Below are 17,013 nucleotides of genomic sequence, written 5' to 3'. Positions count from 1 at the left end.
GAAACCACCGTTCTCGACTGGATGCTTGCGTCCGTCGCCGTGGGCGAGTCGACTCGTACTGATCGAACGCCCTACTGCCGGAGCTTCTTATGAACCTTCTTCCCAGTACCGACGGTTGGGCTCTTGCGCGAGCGACACGTGACGTTCTCGAGCGCGAGGGCCTCGCGGCGACGGTGCGCCGCGAGGCGGGCGTAAGCGTCACGGGCGCTCGGCGTGAACGCATGGTGAAGCTGGCGGAGCTGGGTATTCCCGCGGTTCTCGCCCCCGATCCCCACGGGCTCGGCCTGTCCTGTGTCGACGCGACCCTCGTCGCCGAGGAGGTGGGGCGTGTCCTGCTGGCCGAGCCGGTGCTGGAGGCGGTTGCCCTGACCGCGGCCCTGCTCGCCGACGACACGCCCGGCGCCGCGGGGAACGCCGGCACGGCCCTGGCGGAGCGCATCCTCGCCGGTGACGTGGTCGCGGCATTCGACCCCGCTCCGTCGGACCTCGCGGTCGTGGCCGAGCCGCTGCCGCCGGACCTTCTGCTGGCACCGGCCCCGGACCGGCGCTCGCTGCGGGTCCACGCTGTCCTCGGTGATCCGGCGGACGTCGACGACATGGACCCCACCCGTCCGCGGGTGAGTCGTCGGCTTCGCGATCTCCCGGTGGTCGACGAGATCGAGATCGCCGGTCCGGTCCTCCTCGGCCGGGCGTCGGCGCTCGGCCGGATACTGCGGGCAGCGGAGCTGGTCGGGACGGGCGATGCCGCGATCGCCATGACCACGGTCTACCTGCGCGAGCGCGAGCAGTTCGGCCGGCCGGTCGGGGCATTCCAAGCGGTCCAGCACCAGCTCGCGGCCGCCTGGTCCAGGCTTCAGGCCGCCCGCGCCTGCGCGCGGGCCGCGGCCGCCGCGTGGGACTCGTGGGACCGCGACGCGGATGCGCTGGCCGCGGCGGCCAGCCTGGCCGCGGTCGACGCTGTCGCCTTCACCGGCGAGCGCTGCCTGCATCTGCACGGCGGCATGGGCTACGCCTGGGAGACCGGCATCCACTTCACGGTGCGCCGGGCGGAGGCGGCCCGGCGCCTCAACGGTCCCCGCGACCCACTCCATGCCGCGGCGCTCGACGCGCTCGCGGCCCGCTGAGCGAACCGGAGGTGCTGTGAGCGGAGGAGCGAGCAAGCGGAGTGGCCGGGCGACGGAGGAGCCCGGCCGCGGAGGGCGCGAGCGAGGGAGCGAACCAGGGACACTGGGTATCAGACTGAGCGAGCGGGAGGCGTGGGAGCGCATCCGCGCCGCCCACACCGCGATCGTGACGACGCTGAAGGCCGACGGCTGGCCGGTCGCCCTGCCGAGCTGGTTCGTGGTCGACGGTCCAGACATCTACCTGCGCACCCCGGCGAGGAGCAAGAAGGTGCTGCGTATCAGCCGTGACCCCCGCGCCTCGTTCCTGGTCGAATCGGGGAAGGCCTGGGTGGAGCTCACCGCGGTTCAGCTGTCGTGCCGGGCAACAATCCTGGACCACCAGCTCGACCGGGAACAGGTGGTCCGCGTCGCGGAGCTCAGCGCCGCGAAGTACGCGGGCTTCTCGTTGCCCACCGAGGGGCTGCCCGCGGCGACGGCCGCGCGCTACGGGCCGGGCCTGGCCACCCTCCGGCTCAGACCGGTCGGCCCGCCGGTGACCTGGGATAACAGCCGCATCCGTCTCGCAACCGGTCGATAGACAGTGCTCACGCTCGCGATTACCGTCGATGCCGTGAACGAGGCAGGGTTAGCCAGCCCCCGGGCGCATGCGACCGATCCAGTGGCGAGCCCAGGGGACGAGGTGGCCCGGCTCACCGCGGCGGCTCGAGCCGCGCTGGCGCGTGGCGGCTGGTGGGGCTTCAAGATCGAGAGTGTGCTGCGTACCGCCGGCCTGTCGACGCGCTGCTTCTATCGTCATTTCGAGACCAAGGACCACCTGCTGCTCCATCTGCTGGAAGAGGATGTCGCGCGAGCGGGCAGGCGCCTCGAGCGGGTCTGCGCCGACCCGGAGCCGTTGGTGCGGGTCCGGGCGTGGTTCGACGGCGTGCTGGACATGGCGTACGTGCCTCGGGTGGCGAAGCCGACCGCGCTCTTCGCGACGCACTGGCGTCACCTGCTCGGCATCTTCCCGGAGCAGGTCGAGGCCTGCCGCGCGGCCCTGACCGCCCCGCTGGTCCGCGCCCTGGCAGAGCTGGTCTCCTCCGGCGCGGCCGACCCCCGCGTCGACGCCGAGTCCGATGCCCTGGGGCTGTTCCACATCGTGTCCGGCCCCGCCGCCGACGTCATCTCCCGCGGTGGGTCGCCTGACCGCGCGACGACCGAGGCTCAGATCCTGCCCCTGGTGGACCGCATCCTCGGCGTCACGCTTCCCCCGGCCAGCCGTCATGCGTGGCGGCCGGAAGGCGGCTGACTCGAGGACGGCTGAGAAGCCGCTTTCCCGCGTAGGCCCTTGCCCGGCCGGCGCGGCGCGCAGTTGGCTGGAGACGCCATGGATGAGACGCCCGCTGAGACGCCCGCTGAGACGCCCGCGCAGTTGCGCGCCCGGTTCGCCGAGTTCCTCGACACCCACGACCCTGGACCCGCGCCCAGGCACGCCGGTGAGCGCCTGGCGTGGCAGCGGTCCTGGGCCGCCATGCTCGTCGAGGCGGGCTTCGCGGCCCCGGGCTGGCCCCGCGCGTGGGGCGGCATGGACCTCTCCCTCGCGCATCAGGTCGCCTACACCGAGGAGCTCTCCCGGCGCCGGCTGCCGCCGCACCCGAGCGGGGGCACCTTCGTCGTCGGCCCGACGTTGATCGTGCACGGTACGCCCGAGCAGCGTGAGCGTTACCTGCGGCCGGCGCTGCGCGGGGACGAGATCTGGTGCCAGGGGTTTTCCGAGCCGGACGCCGGCTCGGACCTCCCGAGCCTGCGCACCCGCGCCCGCCGCGACGGCGATCAGTACGTCGTCACCGGGCGCAAGATCTGGATTACCAACGCCCGTGCCGCCGATCGCATGTTCGCCCTGGTGCGCACGGGTACGCAGGAGCAGCGCCAGGCCGGCATCAGCTACCTCCTGATCGACATGCATGCTCCGGGTGTCACCGTCGTTCCCCTGGCGGACATGACGGGCAACACGTCGTTCTGCGAGGTCACGCTCGACGAGGTCCGCGTGCCGATCTCCGATCGCGTCGGCGAGGAGGGCGGGGGCTGGCGGATCGCCCGCACGAGCCTCGGTCACGAACGCTCGACGGCCTTCATCGCTCAGGCATCGAAGTACCGCCGCGTCCTCGACGAGCTCGTCGGGCTGGCCGTGCGCCTCGACCGCGCCGGTGACCCGGTTGTCCGCCAAGCGCTGGCCAGGGCGGAGACCGACCTGCAGGTCGTGCGTCTCGGCGGGCTGCGGGTCCTCGGCGAGCTCCTGCGGGGACGTGAGCCCGGTCCGGCGGCGTCGTTGGGACGCCTCGTCTTCACGGAGTTCGAGCAGCGGCTGCACGCTCTCGCGGTCGAGATCACCGGACGGGCGGCGGTGCTCGCGCCGGGCCGGGCCCATCCGGTCGAGGGTGGGCGGTGGTCGGCGGGCCTGCTCGCCACCCGCGCCAGCACGATCGGGGCGGGGACCGCGGAGATCCAGCGCAACACCATCGCCGAACAGGTGCTCGGCCTCCCGCGAGAGCCGGCCGCATGAGCACCGACGGAGTTGTCGTCGGCGCCGACGGCGGCCTGCTCAGGATCGTCCTGGACCGGGCGCCGGCCCGCAACGCGCTGCGCGCCGTCGACATGCACCGGATCACCGCCGCCGTCACCGACGCGGTCGACGGCGGAGCCACCCGGGCGATCCTCATCCGATCGGTCGGGCCGCACTTCAGCGCGGGCGCGGACATCGTTTCGGTGAATGCGCCCGGTGCCGAGCGTCCCGTCACCGGTGGACTGATCCGGGCGGTCCGTGCCGGTGCGAACCGCATGATCCAGACGTTGTGGGACTGCCCGCTGCCCGTCGTCGTCGCGCTGCAGGGCCGGGCGATGGGCCTGGGCGCGCATCTCGCGCTCACCGCCGATGTGATCGTGGCCGCGGAGGGCGCCTCGTTCGTGGAGCCGTTCGCGGGGCTGGGCTTCGCCGTGGACAGCGGCGGCACCTGGCTGCTGACCCGGCGGGTGGGGATCGGCCCGGCCACTCAGGTGCTCCTGCGGGGCAAGCCCCTGGACGCGCGGCGCGGCCACGAGCTGGGTGTTGTCGACGAGGTGGTCGCCGATGCCGATCTCGCGGCGCAGGCGGTCCGGATCGCGGCCGACCTGGCGGCGGGGCCGACGCTCGCGCTGTCAGCCACCAAGGGACTGCTGCGCCGCGGCCTGTCCACCGGCCTTGCCGCCGCCCTCGAGTGCGAGCTGGTGGCCGTCGAGCTCACGGTGCGCAGCAGCGACTTCAAGGAGGGCATCGCCGCCTTCGGTCAGCGCCGCAGGCCCGAGTTCACGGGACGCTGACCGGACGCTGATGCGCCCTCGGCCACCAGATGATTCTCCGCGGAGGTGCAGGTTCGAGGGGGCGTGCCGGTCTGCGGGTTTGTCGTCTCACCAGGCGTGGGTAGGTGTGGGCTCGGCGGAAAGGAAGAGCGATGACTGAACGTATGAACGGTCAGAGGGTGAAGGGCGCCGCCGTGTACGCCCAGACCAACGATGCCGCCAGGAACGAGGTTGTGGAGTCCGACGGCCGGCTCACCCCGGTCGGCGCCTTCGAGGGTGTTCCGCAGACCGTTGCCGGCCTGGCCGTGAGCTGACCGCCGGGACCGGTCCGGTTCATCCGCGCAGCGGGTCACGGGCGAACCCGGCCATCCCGTCACTGAAGGCGATCTGCGGCCGGTATCCGAGGAGATCGCGGGCGCGGGCGGACGAGGCGGCGATGTGCCGGACGTCGCCGGCCCGACAGGCGCCGGTGATGACGGGCCCGGGCCCGCCGAAGGCCCGGGCCAGCGCGTGCGCCATGTCGCCGACGGTGTGCGGATCGCCGGAGCCGATGTTGAGCGGGAGGAGCCGGCCGGCTGGGGCCGTGTGCCGCAGCGCCTGCAGGTTGGCCCGGGCGACGTCGTGGACGTGGACGAAGTCGCGGAGCTGGCCGCCGTCCTCGAAGACCCGTGGCGCATCCCCCCGCTCCAGCGCGCTGCGGAAGATCGAGGCGACGCCGGCATACGGGGTGTCGCGGGGCATCCGCGGGCCGTAGACGTTGTGGTAGCGCAGCGCCAGGACGCTGCCGCCGGTCGCGATTGCCCACACGGCGGCGAGATGCTCCTGGGCGGCCTTTGTGGCCGCGTAGACATTCCTGGGGTTCAGGGGGGCGTCCTCGGTGACGGGCATCGGCTGAAGCGGGTTGCCGCAGCACGGGCACGGTGCTTCGAACCGGCCGGCGTCGAGATCGGCCGGCCGCCGTGGGCCGGGGCGCACCAGCCCGTCGGCCGGGCAGCGGTAGCAGCCCTCCCCGTAGACCACCATCGAGCTGGCCAGCACCAGACGCCGCACCCCCCGGCGGGCCATGGCGGACAGCAGTACCGCGGTACCGAGGTCATTGTTGGTGGCGTAGGCGGGCAGGTCGTCGAGGTTGACCCCCAGGCCGACCATGGCCGCCTGGTGGCACACCGCGTCCACCCCGTCGAGCGCCGCCTCGACCCGGACCGGGTCGGTCACGTCCGCGACGATCAGCTCGGCACCGTCGTTCACCTCGGGTTTCGTGCGATGCACCGCGGGCAGCACGGCGTCCAGCACCGTGACCTCATCACCCGCTCCGACCAGCGCGTCGACTATGTGGGAACCGATGAAGCCGGCGCCGCCGGTGACCAGGACTCGCATGTCCGTGACGTTAACGGTTCCGGAGCGACCCGGATCTTACGAGCCGAGGAACAGCTTCCGGGCACAAGGACTATCCAGGCCCGCTCAGGGAACCTGTTCAGGCGGCGGGAAGCGCGACGACGAAGCGGCAGCCGCCCTGGCGGTTGTGGACGGTGACGTCGCCGCCGTGGGCTTCGACAATGCCCCGGACGATCGCCAGCCCGATGCCGGACCGTACCCGAGGCTGGTGGGGGTGGTCGCCACCGCCGGGGGTACGCGCGGTCTCCCCACGGAAGCCGAAGTCGAACAGGCGGGGCAGGTCGGCGGCGGGGATCCCGCCGCACCGGTCGGCGACCGCGAGTACCGCCCGGTCGGCGTCCGCTCCGGCGGTGACCTCCACCGTCCCGTCGTCGGGGGTGTGCCGGATGGCGTTGACGAGGAGGTTGGTGAGCATCCGCCCCACCTCGGTCACGTCGGCGTCGACGTATACGGCGTGGTCGGCGCTGCCGGTGACGGTCACCCCTCTGGCGCGTGCCATCGGGTCGGTGGCGGCGATCGCGTCCGACACGACGTCGGCGAGACACACCTTCTCCAGCGTCAGCTGGAACGCGCCGGCCTGCAGCCGGGCCAGTTCGAACAGGTCATCGACCATGCCGGTCAGCCGCTCGGCGTCGGCGAGCATCAGCCGGTGGTAACGGGCCGTCGTCTCGGCGTCCGTCACAAGGCCGTCCTGCAGGGCCTCCGCCGTCGCCCGGATTCCCGCCAGCGGGGTACGCAGGTCATGGCTGATCCAGGCCACCAGCTCACGCCGGCTGGCTTCCAACGCGCGCTCGCGGTCCCGCGCCGCCACGAGGCGCACATGCGTGGCGTCCAGGGTGCGGGCCAATGCGGCGAGCTCGGCCGTTGGGACCCGGCCCGCATCATGATATTCCAGCTCACCGAGGGTGGCGGCTGCTCGGGTGAGTGTTCCGGTGGCGGCGACAACCGGCCGCCCCAGCCATACCGCAGCGGCGGTGGCGACCACTGCCGAGACCGCGACCACGATCAGCACGACCCGCAGATCGTGGTCGGACAGGAACATGGCCCGTGCGGTGCCGGCAACGCCCACCGCCACCGCGACCACCGGTACGACCGACAGCGCCGCCGTCGTGGCCCACAGCGGCCGCCCCCGTAACAGGCGCAGCAGTGGCACCCCCGTCAACGCAGCCGCAGCCGAGCAGGCGAGCGCGATCCCGGCGACCTGCAGTTCGGCGCTCACGACGGCGTCTCGTCCGCCGGCACCGGTGGCGTCGGATCGTAGCGGTAGCCGACGCCCCACACGGTGACGAGCATCCGGGGGGCGGTCGGATTATCCTCGATCTTCTCTCGCAGCCGGCGGATGTGGACGGTGACGGTCGAGGGGTCCCCGTAGCTCCACCCCCACACCTGTTCCATCAGCTCGACGCGGGTGAAGGCACGGCCGGGATGGCGCAGCAGGAACACCAGCAGATCGAACTCACGCACCGTGAGGCCGAGGATCACCCCGTACCGGGTGGCGGTGCGGGCGGCCGCGTCCACGACGAGGGTGCCGGCGCGCAGCATGCCGGACTCCGGTGGCGACAGTTCGTTTGCCCGCCGCAGCACGGACTGCACCCGCAGCGTCAGCTCGCGTGGCGAGAACGGCTTGGTGACATAGTCGTCGGCGCCGCATTCGAGGCCGGCGATACGGTCCGCCTCCTCACCCAGCGCCGTCAGCATGATCACTGGAACCGGTCGACTTTCTCGCAGCTGGCGACAGACCTCGATGCCGTCGAGGCCGGGAAGCATGAGGTCGAGCACGACAAGGTCCGGGATGGCGGTCCCGGCCACCCGCAACGCCGCGGGCCCGTCCGCGGCGCGGTCGACGTCGAAACCGGCGTTACGCAGGTACCGGTCGACGACCTCCGCCACGGTGGCGTCGTCGTCGACCACGAGAACACGGGCCACCCGGTAACGATAAGAGCCGGCCAGCCAACCGGACCCGCCCGGGCGACGGATTTCCCCGTTCCGTAATCTTCCGGCGTCGAACCGCCGCGCTCTTCCTCGTTCCGTAAGGGTCGATAAGGGTCGATCACATCCCCGCCCGATTACAGTCCCGATCATGCTTACGCAATGTGACAGTGGTGGGGCCTCGGTGGACGTGGTCCTGCCCTGCCTGAACGAGGCCCGCGCGCTGCCCTGGGTCCTGGAGCGGATGCCACCCGGATACCGGGCGATCGTCGCGGACAACGGCTCCCACGACGGATCACCCCGGATCGCGCGGGACCACGGTGCGGTCGTCGTCGTGGTGCCGGAACGGGGCTACGGCGCGGCGGTGCACGCCGGGCTGCGGGCCGCGGACGCCGAGGTGGTCTGCGTATGTGACGCCGACGCCTCGCTCGACCCGGCGCACCTGCCCCGCCTCGTTACCGAACTGCTGGCCGGGCGGGCCGAACTGGTACTCGGCCGGCGGCGTCCCACCTCGGCGCGGGCGTGGCCGCCACATGCCCGCCTCGGCAATGCGGTCGTCGCCGGGCGGCTGCGCCGACGCGGCATCCCGGTCCGTGACCTGGGTCCGATGCGAGCCGCCCGCCGCGCTGATCTGCTCCGCCTGCCCATCGCCGACCGCCGGTTCGGCTACCCGCTGGAGCTCCTGCTCCGGGCCGCACAGGCCGACTGGCGGATCATCGAGACCGATGTCGACTACCACCCCCGGATCGGCAGATCCAAGGTCACCGGTTCGCCGCTCGGCACCGTCCGCGCCGTACGCGACATGTCCGCACTGCTCGCGAGCCTGCGGTGAGACTGCTCGTGGTGGCGAAGGAGCCCGTGCCCGGTCGGGTCAAGACCCGGCTGACGCCACCGTTGCGCCCGGCACAGGCGGCGGCCGTGGCCGAGGCCGCGATCGCGGACACGCTGGCCGCGGTCGGCGCGCTGAGCCGCAGTCCCGGCTTCGGCTGGCTGCGGCCCGTCCTCGTCCTCGAGGGCACCGTCGGCCCGTGGCTGCGGACATCGATCGCGGTGGTGCCGCAGGTGTCCGGACCGTTCGACGCCCGGCTCGCGGCGGCCTTCGACGACAGCGCGGGCCCGACACTGCTGATCGGGATGGACACCCCGCAGGTGACACCGGCCCTGCTGGCCGACGCGTGCCACGCGCTGCGCCACGCCGACGCGGTGTTTGGCCCCGCCGCCGACGGCGGCTGGTGGGCGCTCGGCCTACGACGTCCCGACGGCACGTTGCTGCGTGGCATCCCGACGTCACGCCCGGACACCGGTGCGCGGCAGCGTGCCCGCCTGTCCCGGGCCGGCCTTCGGGTCACCACCCTGCCGGTGCTGCGGGACGTCGACACCGCGGCCGACGCCCAAGCGGTCGCGCGGCTCGCACCGGACGGACGGTTCGCCGCAGTGGTACGGCAGACCGTGACACCCCGGAGTAGTCCGACGGCGGTCCGGTGACCGGCGGTCGGTCGACGACGGCAGCCATCCACCGCTGGTGCCCCATGGCCGTCTACGAGGCGGCGCTGCGGTCCGTCGACGGACCGCTGTGGGTACGCCATCCGGACGGACGTCGTGAACCGGTTCCGGTGGACCAGTGGCGTGGTGGGCTCATTCCGGGCGACGCGTCCCTGCTTCGCCGTTGCGACGGGCCGGCCCTCGACGTCGGTTGCGGCCCTGGTCGGCTCACCGTGGCGCTCACCACCCGCGGGGTTCCCGTGCTTGGCATCGATGTGGCCCCGTTCGCGGTGCGCCTCGCCCGTCGTGCCGGTGCGGCGGCGCTGTGCCGCGACGTCTTCGGCAGGGTACCCGGTGAGGGACGGTGGTCCGCGCTGCTCCTCGCCGATGGCAACATCGGGATCGGCGGCGACCCGGTCCGGCTGCTGGCCCGCGTCGCAGGGCTGCTCGCCCCAGCCGGCCGGGTGCTCATCGAGCTCGGGCCGCCCGGGACGCCCACCGGCCCCTCGCTGATCCGCCTGGAAGGGCCGGACGGGCGGATGTCGAGGCCGTTTCCCTGGTCGCTGGTGGGTACCGAGGGGATCGCCGGCCTCGCCGCGACCGCCGGCCTGCACATTACGGAAATGTGGTACGACCCGGGGCGGCACTTCGCTGCCCTGGGCAGATGTCGGTGAACCTGTCTGTAGAACCACTGCGTACCGCGCCTGCCCGGCGAGCTGACCGCGGGTCGAGGCGAGGGGCGAAGCGCGGGTCGCAGTCGGAGCTGATGGACGTTGTCATCCGGCCGGTGGACCGCATGCGCTTGCGTGACTGCGCCGCGCCCGCCGGACGCGGACCGCGCGGACCACGATGACAGCTGTGGCGCAGGCCCACAGCAGGCCGAGGACGATCGCGAGGTTCCGTCCGTACGGCAGCGGGTTCACCGACGGGTTGTCCGCCGGGCCGCCGTAGCCACGCCACAGTGGCAACGACGCCAGTGCCACCGCCCCGCTGATCAGCAACGCACCCTGCAGCACCGCCCGGAAAGGCGCCGGGACCAGCCGGGTGAGCACAAGACCCACCGCCATCGTCACCGGGACGACCAGCAGGTCGTGGACCACGATCCCACCGACCAGCCACTGCGCCGCGTTCGGCGGGTTCGTAGCCGACCGCATCCCGACCAGCCCGTGGATGCCGTAGCCGATCGCGGCCAGACCGGCCGCGGCCAGACCGCCACGCAGGACGGCCGCCGCCGCGCCGTCCGCGCGGCGGCGGCCGTTGTGATCCCGCCGGTCAGCCTGATCAGCCTGTGCCTGCCCGTTCACAGCATCACCACCCGGTGTACCCATTTGGTCTGCAGCACGCCCGGCCGGTTCGGTGCGATGAGCCGGGCCGGGTATCCGTGGTCGATGTCCAGGTCGGCCCCGTTCAGGCCGGTGGCCAGCAGGGTCAGCGGGTCCCGGGCGTGCGCCGGGTTCACCTCGCTGGTCCGGTAGGTGCCGCCCGTCTCCAGGGACTCCACACGCACCGTCGCCTCCGCGGGGATGCCGGCGGCGTCCAGCAGGTCCCGCAGCCGTGGGCCGTGCCAGGTGGCGTCCGCGGCCCAGCCCTCCACACAGGTGATCGGCAGTCTCGACGTGTGCTGGGGGAACCCCCGCAGCCCGGCGAGGGTGAGGGCGAACGGGCGCGGGCCGACCACCTCCAACCGGTAGCCCGCCGCCCGGGCGGCCGCGGTCACCCGGGCGGCGGCCGCGGTTCTGTTGACCGGCAGCCGCTGCGGGCCGATGTCTGGCCGGCGCGGCGCGAGCAGGTCGAGCCCGGACAGGCCAGGCACCCACTGGCCGACGGTTGTCGTCACGATCAGCCCGGCGGCGCTGGCGACGGCGACGGCGAGGCCACGGCGGGACAGGCCGCCGCCCGGCTGTTCGGGAGCGCTCACCCGGTCGGTCAGCCGCGACCGTTCGCCTCTGCGGCGGCCGACGTTCGCCCGCACGACCGCGAGTTTCGCGGCGATGTGCACTCCCAGCGCGCCGATTGTGATCCAGGCGACCCAGTAGTGGGTCACCGTGAAGAAGAACCGGAACCGGTACCACTGCGCGATGTTCGCGATTCCGGTGGCCAGCTGGAACACGGCCCCGGCGACCAGCGGCACGATCGAGAGCCGCTCCAGTGCATGCGCGACCGAACGGACCGGCGGCCACTCCCACAGCCGCGGGTACACCGTCCACAGTTTCGCCAGCAGCAGCGGGACGCATGCCAGCCCGGTCGTCACGTGCAGGCCCTGCGTCAACCGATACAGCGACACCGGGCGGGACGGCCAGACCAGCCACGACGGCGGATGCTGCATGGCGTGTGACACCAGGCCGGTCAGGAAACACACCCCGAAAGCGACCCCGAGCCACATCCCCAGCAACGAGGCCACCCGGGGGTCGTGCAGGCGACTGGAAAACGCGTCCGTGCGCAACGGCCCGCGGCGCAGGACCGTCGGCGGTTCCCGAAGCCGTCCGGTGAACAGCCGGATGAACGGTCGCATGTACGCACGGTAGGTCGCCGTCACCGCCTCCGCCGCTGGTGAAGCCTTACGGAACGGAGAAGCTCCACCGCGGTACGCCGGGGCCGGCCGGCATGTCTGTCAGGCTCGCCCCATGCCCGCCCCCGTCCCTGTCGCCGAACCGCTCGCCGGGACCGTCCATGCGTACGGGATCCGCCGTGCGCGGGCCGTGGCGGCCATCGCCCGACGTCGTCGGCGTGACGGGCGGAGCCTCCCGACGCCTGGGGATGGCGGCCGGTGGGCCCTGGTCGCAGCGGTCGTCGGGCTGAGCGGCATCCTCGCCACGCAGGCGGCGATCCTGCTCCAACCCGGCTACCTGCCCGGCCGGATGACCGTGCTCTACCTGACCATGCTCTGGTGGGTGATCGGGACAGCCTGCGCGGCGTGGCTGATCCGGGCCGCTCCCCGCCGGCTCGCCGTCGGCCTGCTGCTCGCCGGCACCGTCGCGATCCACACCGTGGCGCTCACCCACGGCCCCCAGCTGTCCGACGATCTCTACCGCTACATCTGGGACGGTCGCGTGCAGGCCGCCGGCATCGATCCCTACCGCTACGGTCCTCTCGCCCCCGAACTCGCCCACCTGCGCGACGACTGGTTGTTCCCGGACCCGGCCGGGTGCGCCGCCATCCACCGGGGCCCGCACTGTATCCGGCTGAACTACCCCGACGCGCACACCATCTACCCACCGGTGGCGCAGGCGTACTTCACCGCCGTGCATGTCCTGCCCGGCCCGCCGCGCGAACACCGGATGCAGCTCTACGCGTCCCTCGCGTCGCTCGGGCTGGTCGTTCTGATGATGAGGGTGCTGGCGGCGCAGGGCCGGGACCCCCGCTACGCCGCTTTCTACGCGCTCTCGCCGCTCGCCGGGCTCGAAACCGGCTCCGACGCGCACGTCGACGTCCTGGCCGCGCTGCTCGCGCTCAGCGGCATCGCGGCTCTCAGATCGCGGCGGCACGCCGGATCCGCCGCGGCCGGACGAACAGGTGTGGCCGGAGAATCCGGTGTGGCCACGGAACCCACCCGCCGCCGTGCGTCGCTCGCCGGAGCGCTGCTCGGCGCGGCGGTGGCGGTCAAGCTGTACCCGGCGCTGCTCCTCCCGGCGGCCGCCCGGCGCCGCCCGATCGCTCTGGTCGGTACCGCCGTCACGGTCATGGGACTCTCCTACCTGCCTCACGTCCTCGCCGTCGGAACTGGAGCCCTCGGTTTCCTGCCGCAGTACCTGAAGGTCGAGGGATATGCCCAGGGGGGCCGGTTCCTGCTCCTGTCGATGTTCGGTATTCACGGTGCCGCGGCCAAAGCCGTTGCGGTGTCGCTGCTGGCCGTGGTCGCCGTGGTGGTGCTGCGCTCCGATCCGCGCCGGATCCCCGTGGAACGGGCGGGGTTGTGGCTTGTCGGGGCGGCTTTCCTGGTCGCCACCCCCGTTCAGCCCTGGTACGGCATCCTGCTGGCGACCCTCGCCGTGGTCGCGGGACGGCTGGAATGGCTGGCCGTCGCCGCCGCCGTTCACCCCGTGTACGTCTCCCTTTTCACCGGTCCACCGGGCGACGCCCGGACGCTGCAGGTGTCCTCCTACGCGGTCGCCGGGCTCGTCGTGGTCACCGCGGCCGTCCTCCGGCGACGGGGAAGAACGCGATCGCGTCACCCGGGAGCATGCCGGCGGCCCTGCTCGACGGCGTCGGTGACGGAGGTGACGCTGTCCCAGGTGAGGTAGGCGCTGAACGAGGCGTTCCAGAGCTCGGGCCGTCGGCGCCGATCCAGCAGGCATCGTGGTCGATCGTCATCTGGATTCCTACGTCGTGGGGACCGTGCTGGTGTTGAGCCCGTCGGCGCCTGTCACGTCGCATATCGCCCCGATGGGCTGGCGGTCCGGGTCGGCCAGCGCGTGCAGGCTCCGCGGGTCGGTGACGACGGATGCGAACCGCCGCGCGCCGTCGTCACGGCCGATGATCCAGCCGCGGGCGGGTGTGCCGTCCCGGTCGTGTTCGACGGTGAAGGTCTCGATCCGCCCGCGGCCGGTGACGGCCGAGACGTACCCGGGGACCGGCGCGGCCTCCGACGGGACGTGTGCCGGCTCAGCCCAGGGCCGCGGCGGCATCGTCGGTGCGATGACCATCGCATGGTGTTTGGTGAGGTACTCACCGTTGGCGTAGACCAGCGCCCGGCCACGCAGGCGATGCGCGGCGACGATCGCGTGCAGGGAGTAGTCGTTCGCCGGTCCGCCGAAGGATGCCAGGCCGCCCGTGACCGTGAGCGGGCGTTCCTCGCCGAGCCCCAGGTGCAGCGCCGCCAGCTTGGGGACGATCGGGAAGCACGAGTACAGGTCGATGTGCTCAAGGTCCTGTGCCGTGCACCGCGCCTGGTCCAGGCAGGCGTCGAGGGTGGCGGACAGGCCGGGGGAACGAGCGAAGGTGGCGCGCCGCAGGAGGTCGGTCGAGTCGGCGGCACCGGCCGAGGCCCAGATGTGGGAGATCCGCTCGTCGGGGATGCCGTGCTCGCGAGCCGTCGTGAGGTCGCAGAGCACGACGGCGGCACCCTGGTCGACCTTGGGGTTGGCGGTCATCCACACGGTGTAGGGCCAACAGGTCATCCGGTTGCCGTCGGTGGCCTCGTAGACCTCCGCAGGGGCGAGGCGACGTGGCTTCCAGGCCGCGGGATTGCGGACGGCGACCTCGCTCATCGCGGCGAGGATCTCCCCCGACCAGCGCTGGGCCTCCTCGAAGCTCTGCCCGAGTTCGGCACGTAGAGCGTTCTCGAAGAGCGGGTAGTTACGCAGTGGTCTGTCGATGCCGTAGCGGAGCATCTCCGCGGTGCCGCGGACGGAGCTGGGCAGCCGTACGGGCCCGCCTGGTCGGTCGGACCACGCCGGCGGATTGCCGGACTTGTTGGCCCGCGCCAGGGACGCGGCTGATTCGGCACCGCCGACGAGCGCGGCGTCGATCTGTCCCGCGGCGATGAGGCGGGCCGCGGTCTCGATGAGGGCGAGCGGCTGGTTGCCGCCGACTTCGCTGTGCAGGGTATGGCCAGGCGCCGCACCGACGAGCCGCGCGACCTCGGCGGGCAGGTCGTCATAGCTCCACGACAGGACACCGACGATGAGGATCGCGTCCAGCGCGCTCAACAGTGCGGCGGGGACGGCATTGTGGGCAGCCTGAGCGATGAGCTCGCAGGGCTCGCTGCCGTCGCCGCGGAGGTCCGCGGCGCCGACGATCACAGGTATTCGGGGCGCGGTCGGGGACACGCGGGGAACGTATTCCGGCCGGGGCCCGCATGCGTCCGGTGGAATCCGGTTCTCAGGCGGGGCGCCTCCCGGGTGCCCGGTGCCCGGTGCCGGGTTGCCGGTCAGGTTGTCGATCAATTCCCGCCCGGTATCCGGTCATGGTGTGCGGTGGTGGTACGGGTGCGCCGTCGCGCGCTGATCGGGTTATGCGAGCGGTACCCGAGCCCGCTCGGTCACGTGCCGCTGAGGGCCTTGAGGGAGAGATGCCAGCAGAACGGCGAAAACCACGTCGGGAGCGATCATCCTATCGGAGTGTCGCTGCGACCGTTTGAACTCGCCCAGAGCCGGGTCCGGCTGGTCATCGATCACGCATAGGGTGGTACGCGGAGCAGGCAGCGACCAGACACGCTATAAAGAGGGAGAGCCGATGGTGCGTCGGTTCAACACGGCCGGCCCGTGCCTGCCGGCCGAACATTACATGATCCCAGCGCTGTCCCGGCTGCCGGAGGCCCCCGGCCTGGTCGATCTGAAAGCTTACTTCGTCGTGCACGCGCCGCGCCAGACGGGCAAAACGACGGCACTACACGCGCTCGCGCGTGAGCTGACCGCTCAGGGCCGCTACGCCGCGCTGCACTTCTCCTGTGAGGCGGCCCGGGCAGCCGACGACGACTACGGCTCCGCGTCCCGCACCATCCTCAGCCGGATCCGGGCAGGCGCGCAGGACTCGCTGCCAGCCCCGGTGCATCCACCACCCTGGCCGGAGGTGCCGGACGGCACACTGATCGTCGACGCGTTGCGTGCGTGGGCGCACGCGTGCCCTCGGCCGCTGGTGCTGTTCTTCGACGAGATCGACGCGCTGCGCGGCCAGTCACTCCTCAGCGTCCTGAGCCAGCTCCGCGACGGCTACAACAGCCGCCCCGCACCGTTCCCGTGGTCAGTTGCGCTCTGCGGCCTACGCGACGTCCGCGACTACCAGACCGCCGCCGGGGGCGACCCGTCCCGGCTGGGAACATCCAGCCCGTTCACCATCAAGATTGAGTCGCTGCGGCTCGGCGACTTCACCCCGGTCGAGGTCGCCGAGCTGTACAGCCAGCACACCGCCGACACCGGCCAGCTTTTCGCCCCCGGAGCCGTCGACCACGCCTACGAGCTGACCGCTGGCCAACCATGGCTCGTCAACGCCCTCGCCCGCGAGGTCATCGAAAAACTCGCCGTTCCCGTGACACAGCCGATCACGGTCGAGCACCTGGAGACGGCCAAGGAACGGCTCATCCTCACCCGGGCGACCCACCTGGACTCGCTCGCGGCCAAACTCGCCGAGCCGCGCGTCCAGAAGGTCCTCGGCCCGGTGCTGGCGGGCGACATCCTCGACCTGGAACCCTATGACGACGACGTCAGCTACGTCCGGGACCTCGGCCTCATCGCGCCGGACGCGCCAGTCCGCATCGCGAACCCGATCTACCGCGAGGTGATCGTCCGAGTCCTGGCCAGCCGGATCCAGGAAAGCGTCACCGCCGATCCGCGATCCTTCGTCCGCCCGGACGGCACCTTCGACCTCCCGAAGATGCTCACCGAGTTCGCCGACTGGTGGATCGAACACGGCGAGTTCCTCACCCGCCGCGGCTACTACGACGAAGCATCCCCACAGCTGATCTTCATGGGCTACCTGCAGCGCGTCGTGAACGGTGGCGGCTACGTGGAACGTGAATACGCCGTCGGCTCCGGCCGTATCGACCTGAACATCCGCTGGCCCCACACCACCCCCGGCGGCACCCGCCACGTGCAGCGCGAGGCCGCCGAACTCAAGGTCTGGCGCGAGGGCAGGCCCAACCCGCTCAACCAGGGCCTGAAACAACTCGACCGCTATCTCGACCGCCTCGGCCTGGGCAGCGGCACCCTGCTCATCTTTGACCAGCGCCCCGACGCCCCTGACATCGACAAACGCACCGCCCTTACCACCGCTACCAGCCCTACCGGCCGCACCATCACCCTCCTCACCGGCTGAGAAACACGCGCGGGAC

General features: G+C 72.1%; 17 protein-coding genes. 11 read left to right on the top strand and 6 right to left on the bottom strand.

Annotation, left to right across the window (positions count from 1 at the left end):
* Positions 1-89 precede the first annotated feature (89 nt).
* The 6 genes from MJ797_RS07375 (at position 90) to MJ797_RS07350 (ending at position 4,753) form a co-directional block, all read left to right on the top strand.
* Positions 90-1,124, top strand: coding sequence for an acyl-CoA dehydrogenase family protein (locus MJ797_RS07375; RefSeq protein ID WP_239333082.1), 1,035 nt, complete (start codon positions 90-92; stop codon positions 1,122-1,124).
* A gap of 16 nt (positions 1,125-1,140) precedes the next feature.
* Entirely contained in the window at positions 1,141-1,701 is a 561-nt protein-coding gene (locus MJ797_RS07370) for a pyridoxamine 5'-phosphate oxidase family protein (RefSeq protein WP_239333080.1), read from the top strand.
* Positions 1,702-1,704: 3 nt separating this feature from the next.
* On the top strand, positions 1,705-2,412 hold the full coding sequence (locus tag MJ797_RS07365) for a TetR/AcrR family transcriptional regulator (protein WP_239333078.1): 708 nt from the start codon (positions 1,705-1,707) through the stop codon (positions 2,410-2,412).
* Positions 2,413-2,490: 78 nt separating this feature from the next.
* The gene (locus MJ797_RS07360) at positions 2,491-3,666 is read left to right on the top strand and encodes an acyl-CoA dehydrogenase family protein (RefSeq protein WP_239333076.1); all 1,176 of its coding nucleotides are present in this window, start codon (positions 2,491-2,493) and stop codon (positions 3,664-3,666) included.
* Positions 3,663-4,460, top strand: coding sequence for an enoyl-CoA hydratase/isomerase family protein (locus MJ797_RS07355; RefSeq protein WP_239333074.1), 798 nt, complete (start codon positions 3,663-3,665; stop codon positions 4,458-4,460). Before MJ797_RS07360 ends, MJ797_RS07355 begins: the two co-directional genes overlap by 4 nt.
* Positions 4,461-4,591: 131 nt before the next feature.
* Positions 4,592-4,753 (top strand): hypothetical protein, encoded by a 162-nt coding sequence (locus MJ797_RS07350; RefSeq protein ID WP_239333072.1) that lies wholly within the window; start codon positions 4,592-4,594, stop codon positions 4,751-4,753.
* A 19-nt stretch (positions 4,754-4,772) separates the two neighbouring features.
* Here the strand turns inward: MJ797_RS07350 and MJ797_RS07345 are convergent, their stop codons facing one another.
* The 3 genes from MJ797_RS07345 to MJ797_RS07335 form a co-directional block, all read right to left on the bottom strand.
* Positions 4,773-5,816: an NAD-dependent epimerase/dehydratase family protein gene (locus MJ797_RS07345; RefSeq protein WP_239333070.1), complete on the bottom strand. Its 1,044-nt coding sequence runs from the start codon at positions 5,814-5,816 to the stop codon at positions 4,773-4,775.
* A 97-nt stretch (positions 5,817-5,913) separates the two neighbouring features.
* Positions 5,914-7,053: a sensor histidine kinase KdpD gene (locus tag MJ797_RS07340; protein WP_239333068.1), complete on the bottom strand. Its 1,140-nt coding sequence runs from the start codon at positions 7,051-7,053 to the stop codon at positions 5,914-5,916.
* Positions 7,050-7,760: a response regulator transcription factor gene (locus MJ797_RS07335; RefSeq protein ID WP_239310237.1), complete on the bottom strand. Its 711-nt coding sequence runs from the start codon at positions 7,758-7,760 to the stop codon at positions 7,050-7,052. The genes MJ797_RS07340 and MJ797_RS07335 overlap by 4 nt, the downstream gene beginning before the upstream one ends.
* A 154-nt stretch (positions 7,761-7,914) precedes the next feature.
* Between MJ797_RS07335 and MJ797_RS07330 the strand changes: the two genes are divergently transcribed.
* From MJ797_RS07330 to MJ797_RS07320, 3 genes are read left to right on the top strand one after another with little or no spacing between them, the layout of a single operon-like run.
* On the top strand, positions 7,915-8,595 hold the full coding sequence (locus MJ797_RS07330) for a glycosyltransferase family 2 protein (protein WP_374581658.1): 681 nt from the start codon (positions 7,915-7,917) through the stop codon (positions 8,593-8,595).
* An 11-nt stretch (positions 8,596-8,606) separates the two neighbouring features.
* Complete coding sequence (locus MJ797_RS07325) at positions 8,607-9,248, top strand: DUF2064 domain-containing protein (protein WP_239333192.1); 642 nt, start codon at positions 8,607-8,609, stop codon at positions 9,246-9,248.
* A gap of 44 nt (positions 9,249-9,292) precedes the next feature.
* Entirely contained in the window at positions 9,293-9,919 is a 627-nt protein-coding gene (locus MJ797_RS07320; protein WP_239333064.1) for a methyltransferase domain-containing protein, read from the top strand.
* Between the two features lie 102 nt (positions 9,920-10,021).
* Here the strand turns inward: MJ797_RS07320 and MJ797_RS07315 are convergent, their stop codons facing one another.
* Both MJ797_RS07315 and MJ797_RS07310 read right to left on the bottom strand, forming a co-directional pair.
* Positions 10,022-10,549, bottom strand: coding sequence for a hypothetical protein (locus MJ797_RS07315; protein ID WP_239333062.1), 528 nt, complete (start codon positions 10,547-10,549; stop codon positions 10,022-10,024).
* Positions 10,546-11,757 (bottom strand): molybdopterin-dependent oxidoreductase, encoded by a 1,212-nt coding sequence (locus MJ797_RS07310; RefSeq protein ID WP_239333190.1) that lies wholly within the window; start codon positions 11,755-11,757, stop codon positions 10,546-10,548. Before MJ797_RS07310 ends, MJ797_RS07315 begins: the two co-directional genes overlap by 4 nt.
* Before the next feature lie 112 nt (positions 11,758-11,869).
* Between MJ797_RS07310 and MJ797_RS07305 the strand changes: the two genes are divergently transcribed.
* Positions 11,870-13,486 (top strand): glycosyltransferase 87 family protein, encoded by a 1,617-nt coding sequence (locus MJ797_RS07305; protein WP_239333060.1) that lies wholly within the window; start codon positions 11,870-11,872, stop codon positions 13,484-13,486.
* Between the two features lie 78 nt (positions 13,487-13,564).
* Here the strand turns inward: MJ797_RS07305 and MJ797_RS07300 are convergent, their stop codons facing one another.
* Positions 13,565-15,013 carry a hypothetical protein gene (locus tag MJ797_RS07300; RefSeq protein ID WP_239333058.1) on the bottom strand — a complete coding sequence of 483 codons (1,449 nt, stop codon included), beginning with the start codon at positions 15,011-15,013 and terminating at the stop codon, positions 13,565-13,567.
* Between the two features lie 406 nt (positions 15,014-15,419).
* Here MJ797_RS07300 and MJ797_RS07295 point away from each other — a divergent pair, with 406 nt between their 5' ends.
* Complete coding sequence (locus MJ797_RS07295; protein WP_239333056.1) at positions 15,420-16,997, top strand: ATP-binding protein; 1,578 nt, start codon at positions 15,420-15,422, stop codon at positions 16,995-16,997.
* The last annotated feature ends 16 nt before the right edge of the window (positions 16,998-17,013 follow it).

The sequence above is a fragment of the Protofrankia sp. CiP3 genome, assembly GCF_917627345.1.
GTDB lineage: Bacteria > Actinomycetota > Actinomycetes > Frankiales > Frankiaceae > Protofrankia.
The sequence above is the reverse complement of the archived record's forward strand: the minus strand, read 5'-3'. Positions and strand labels throughout refer to the sequence as shown.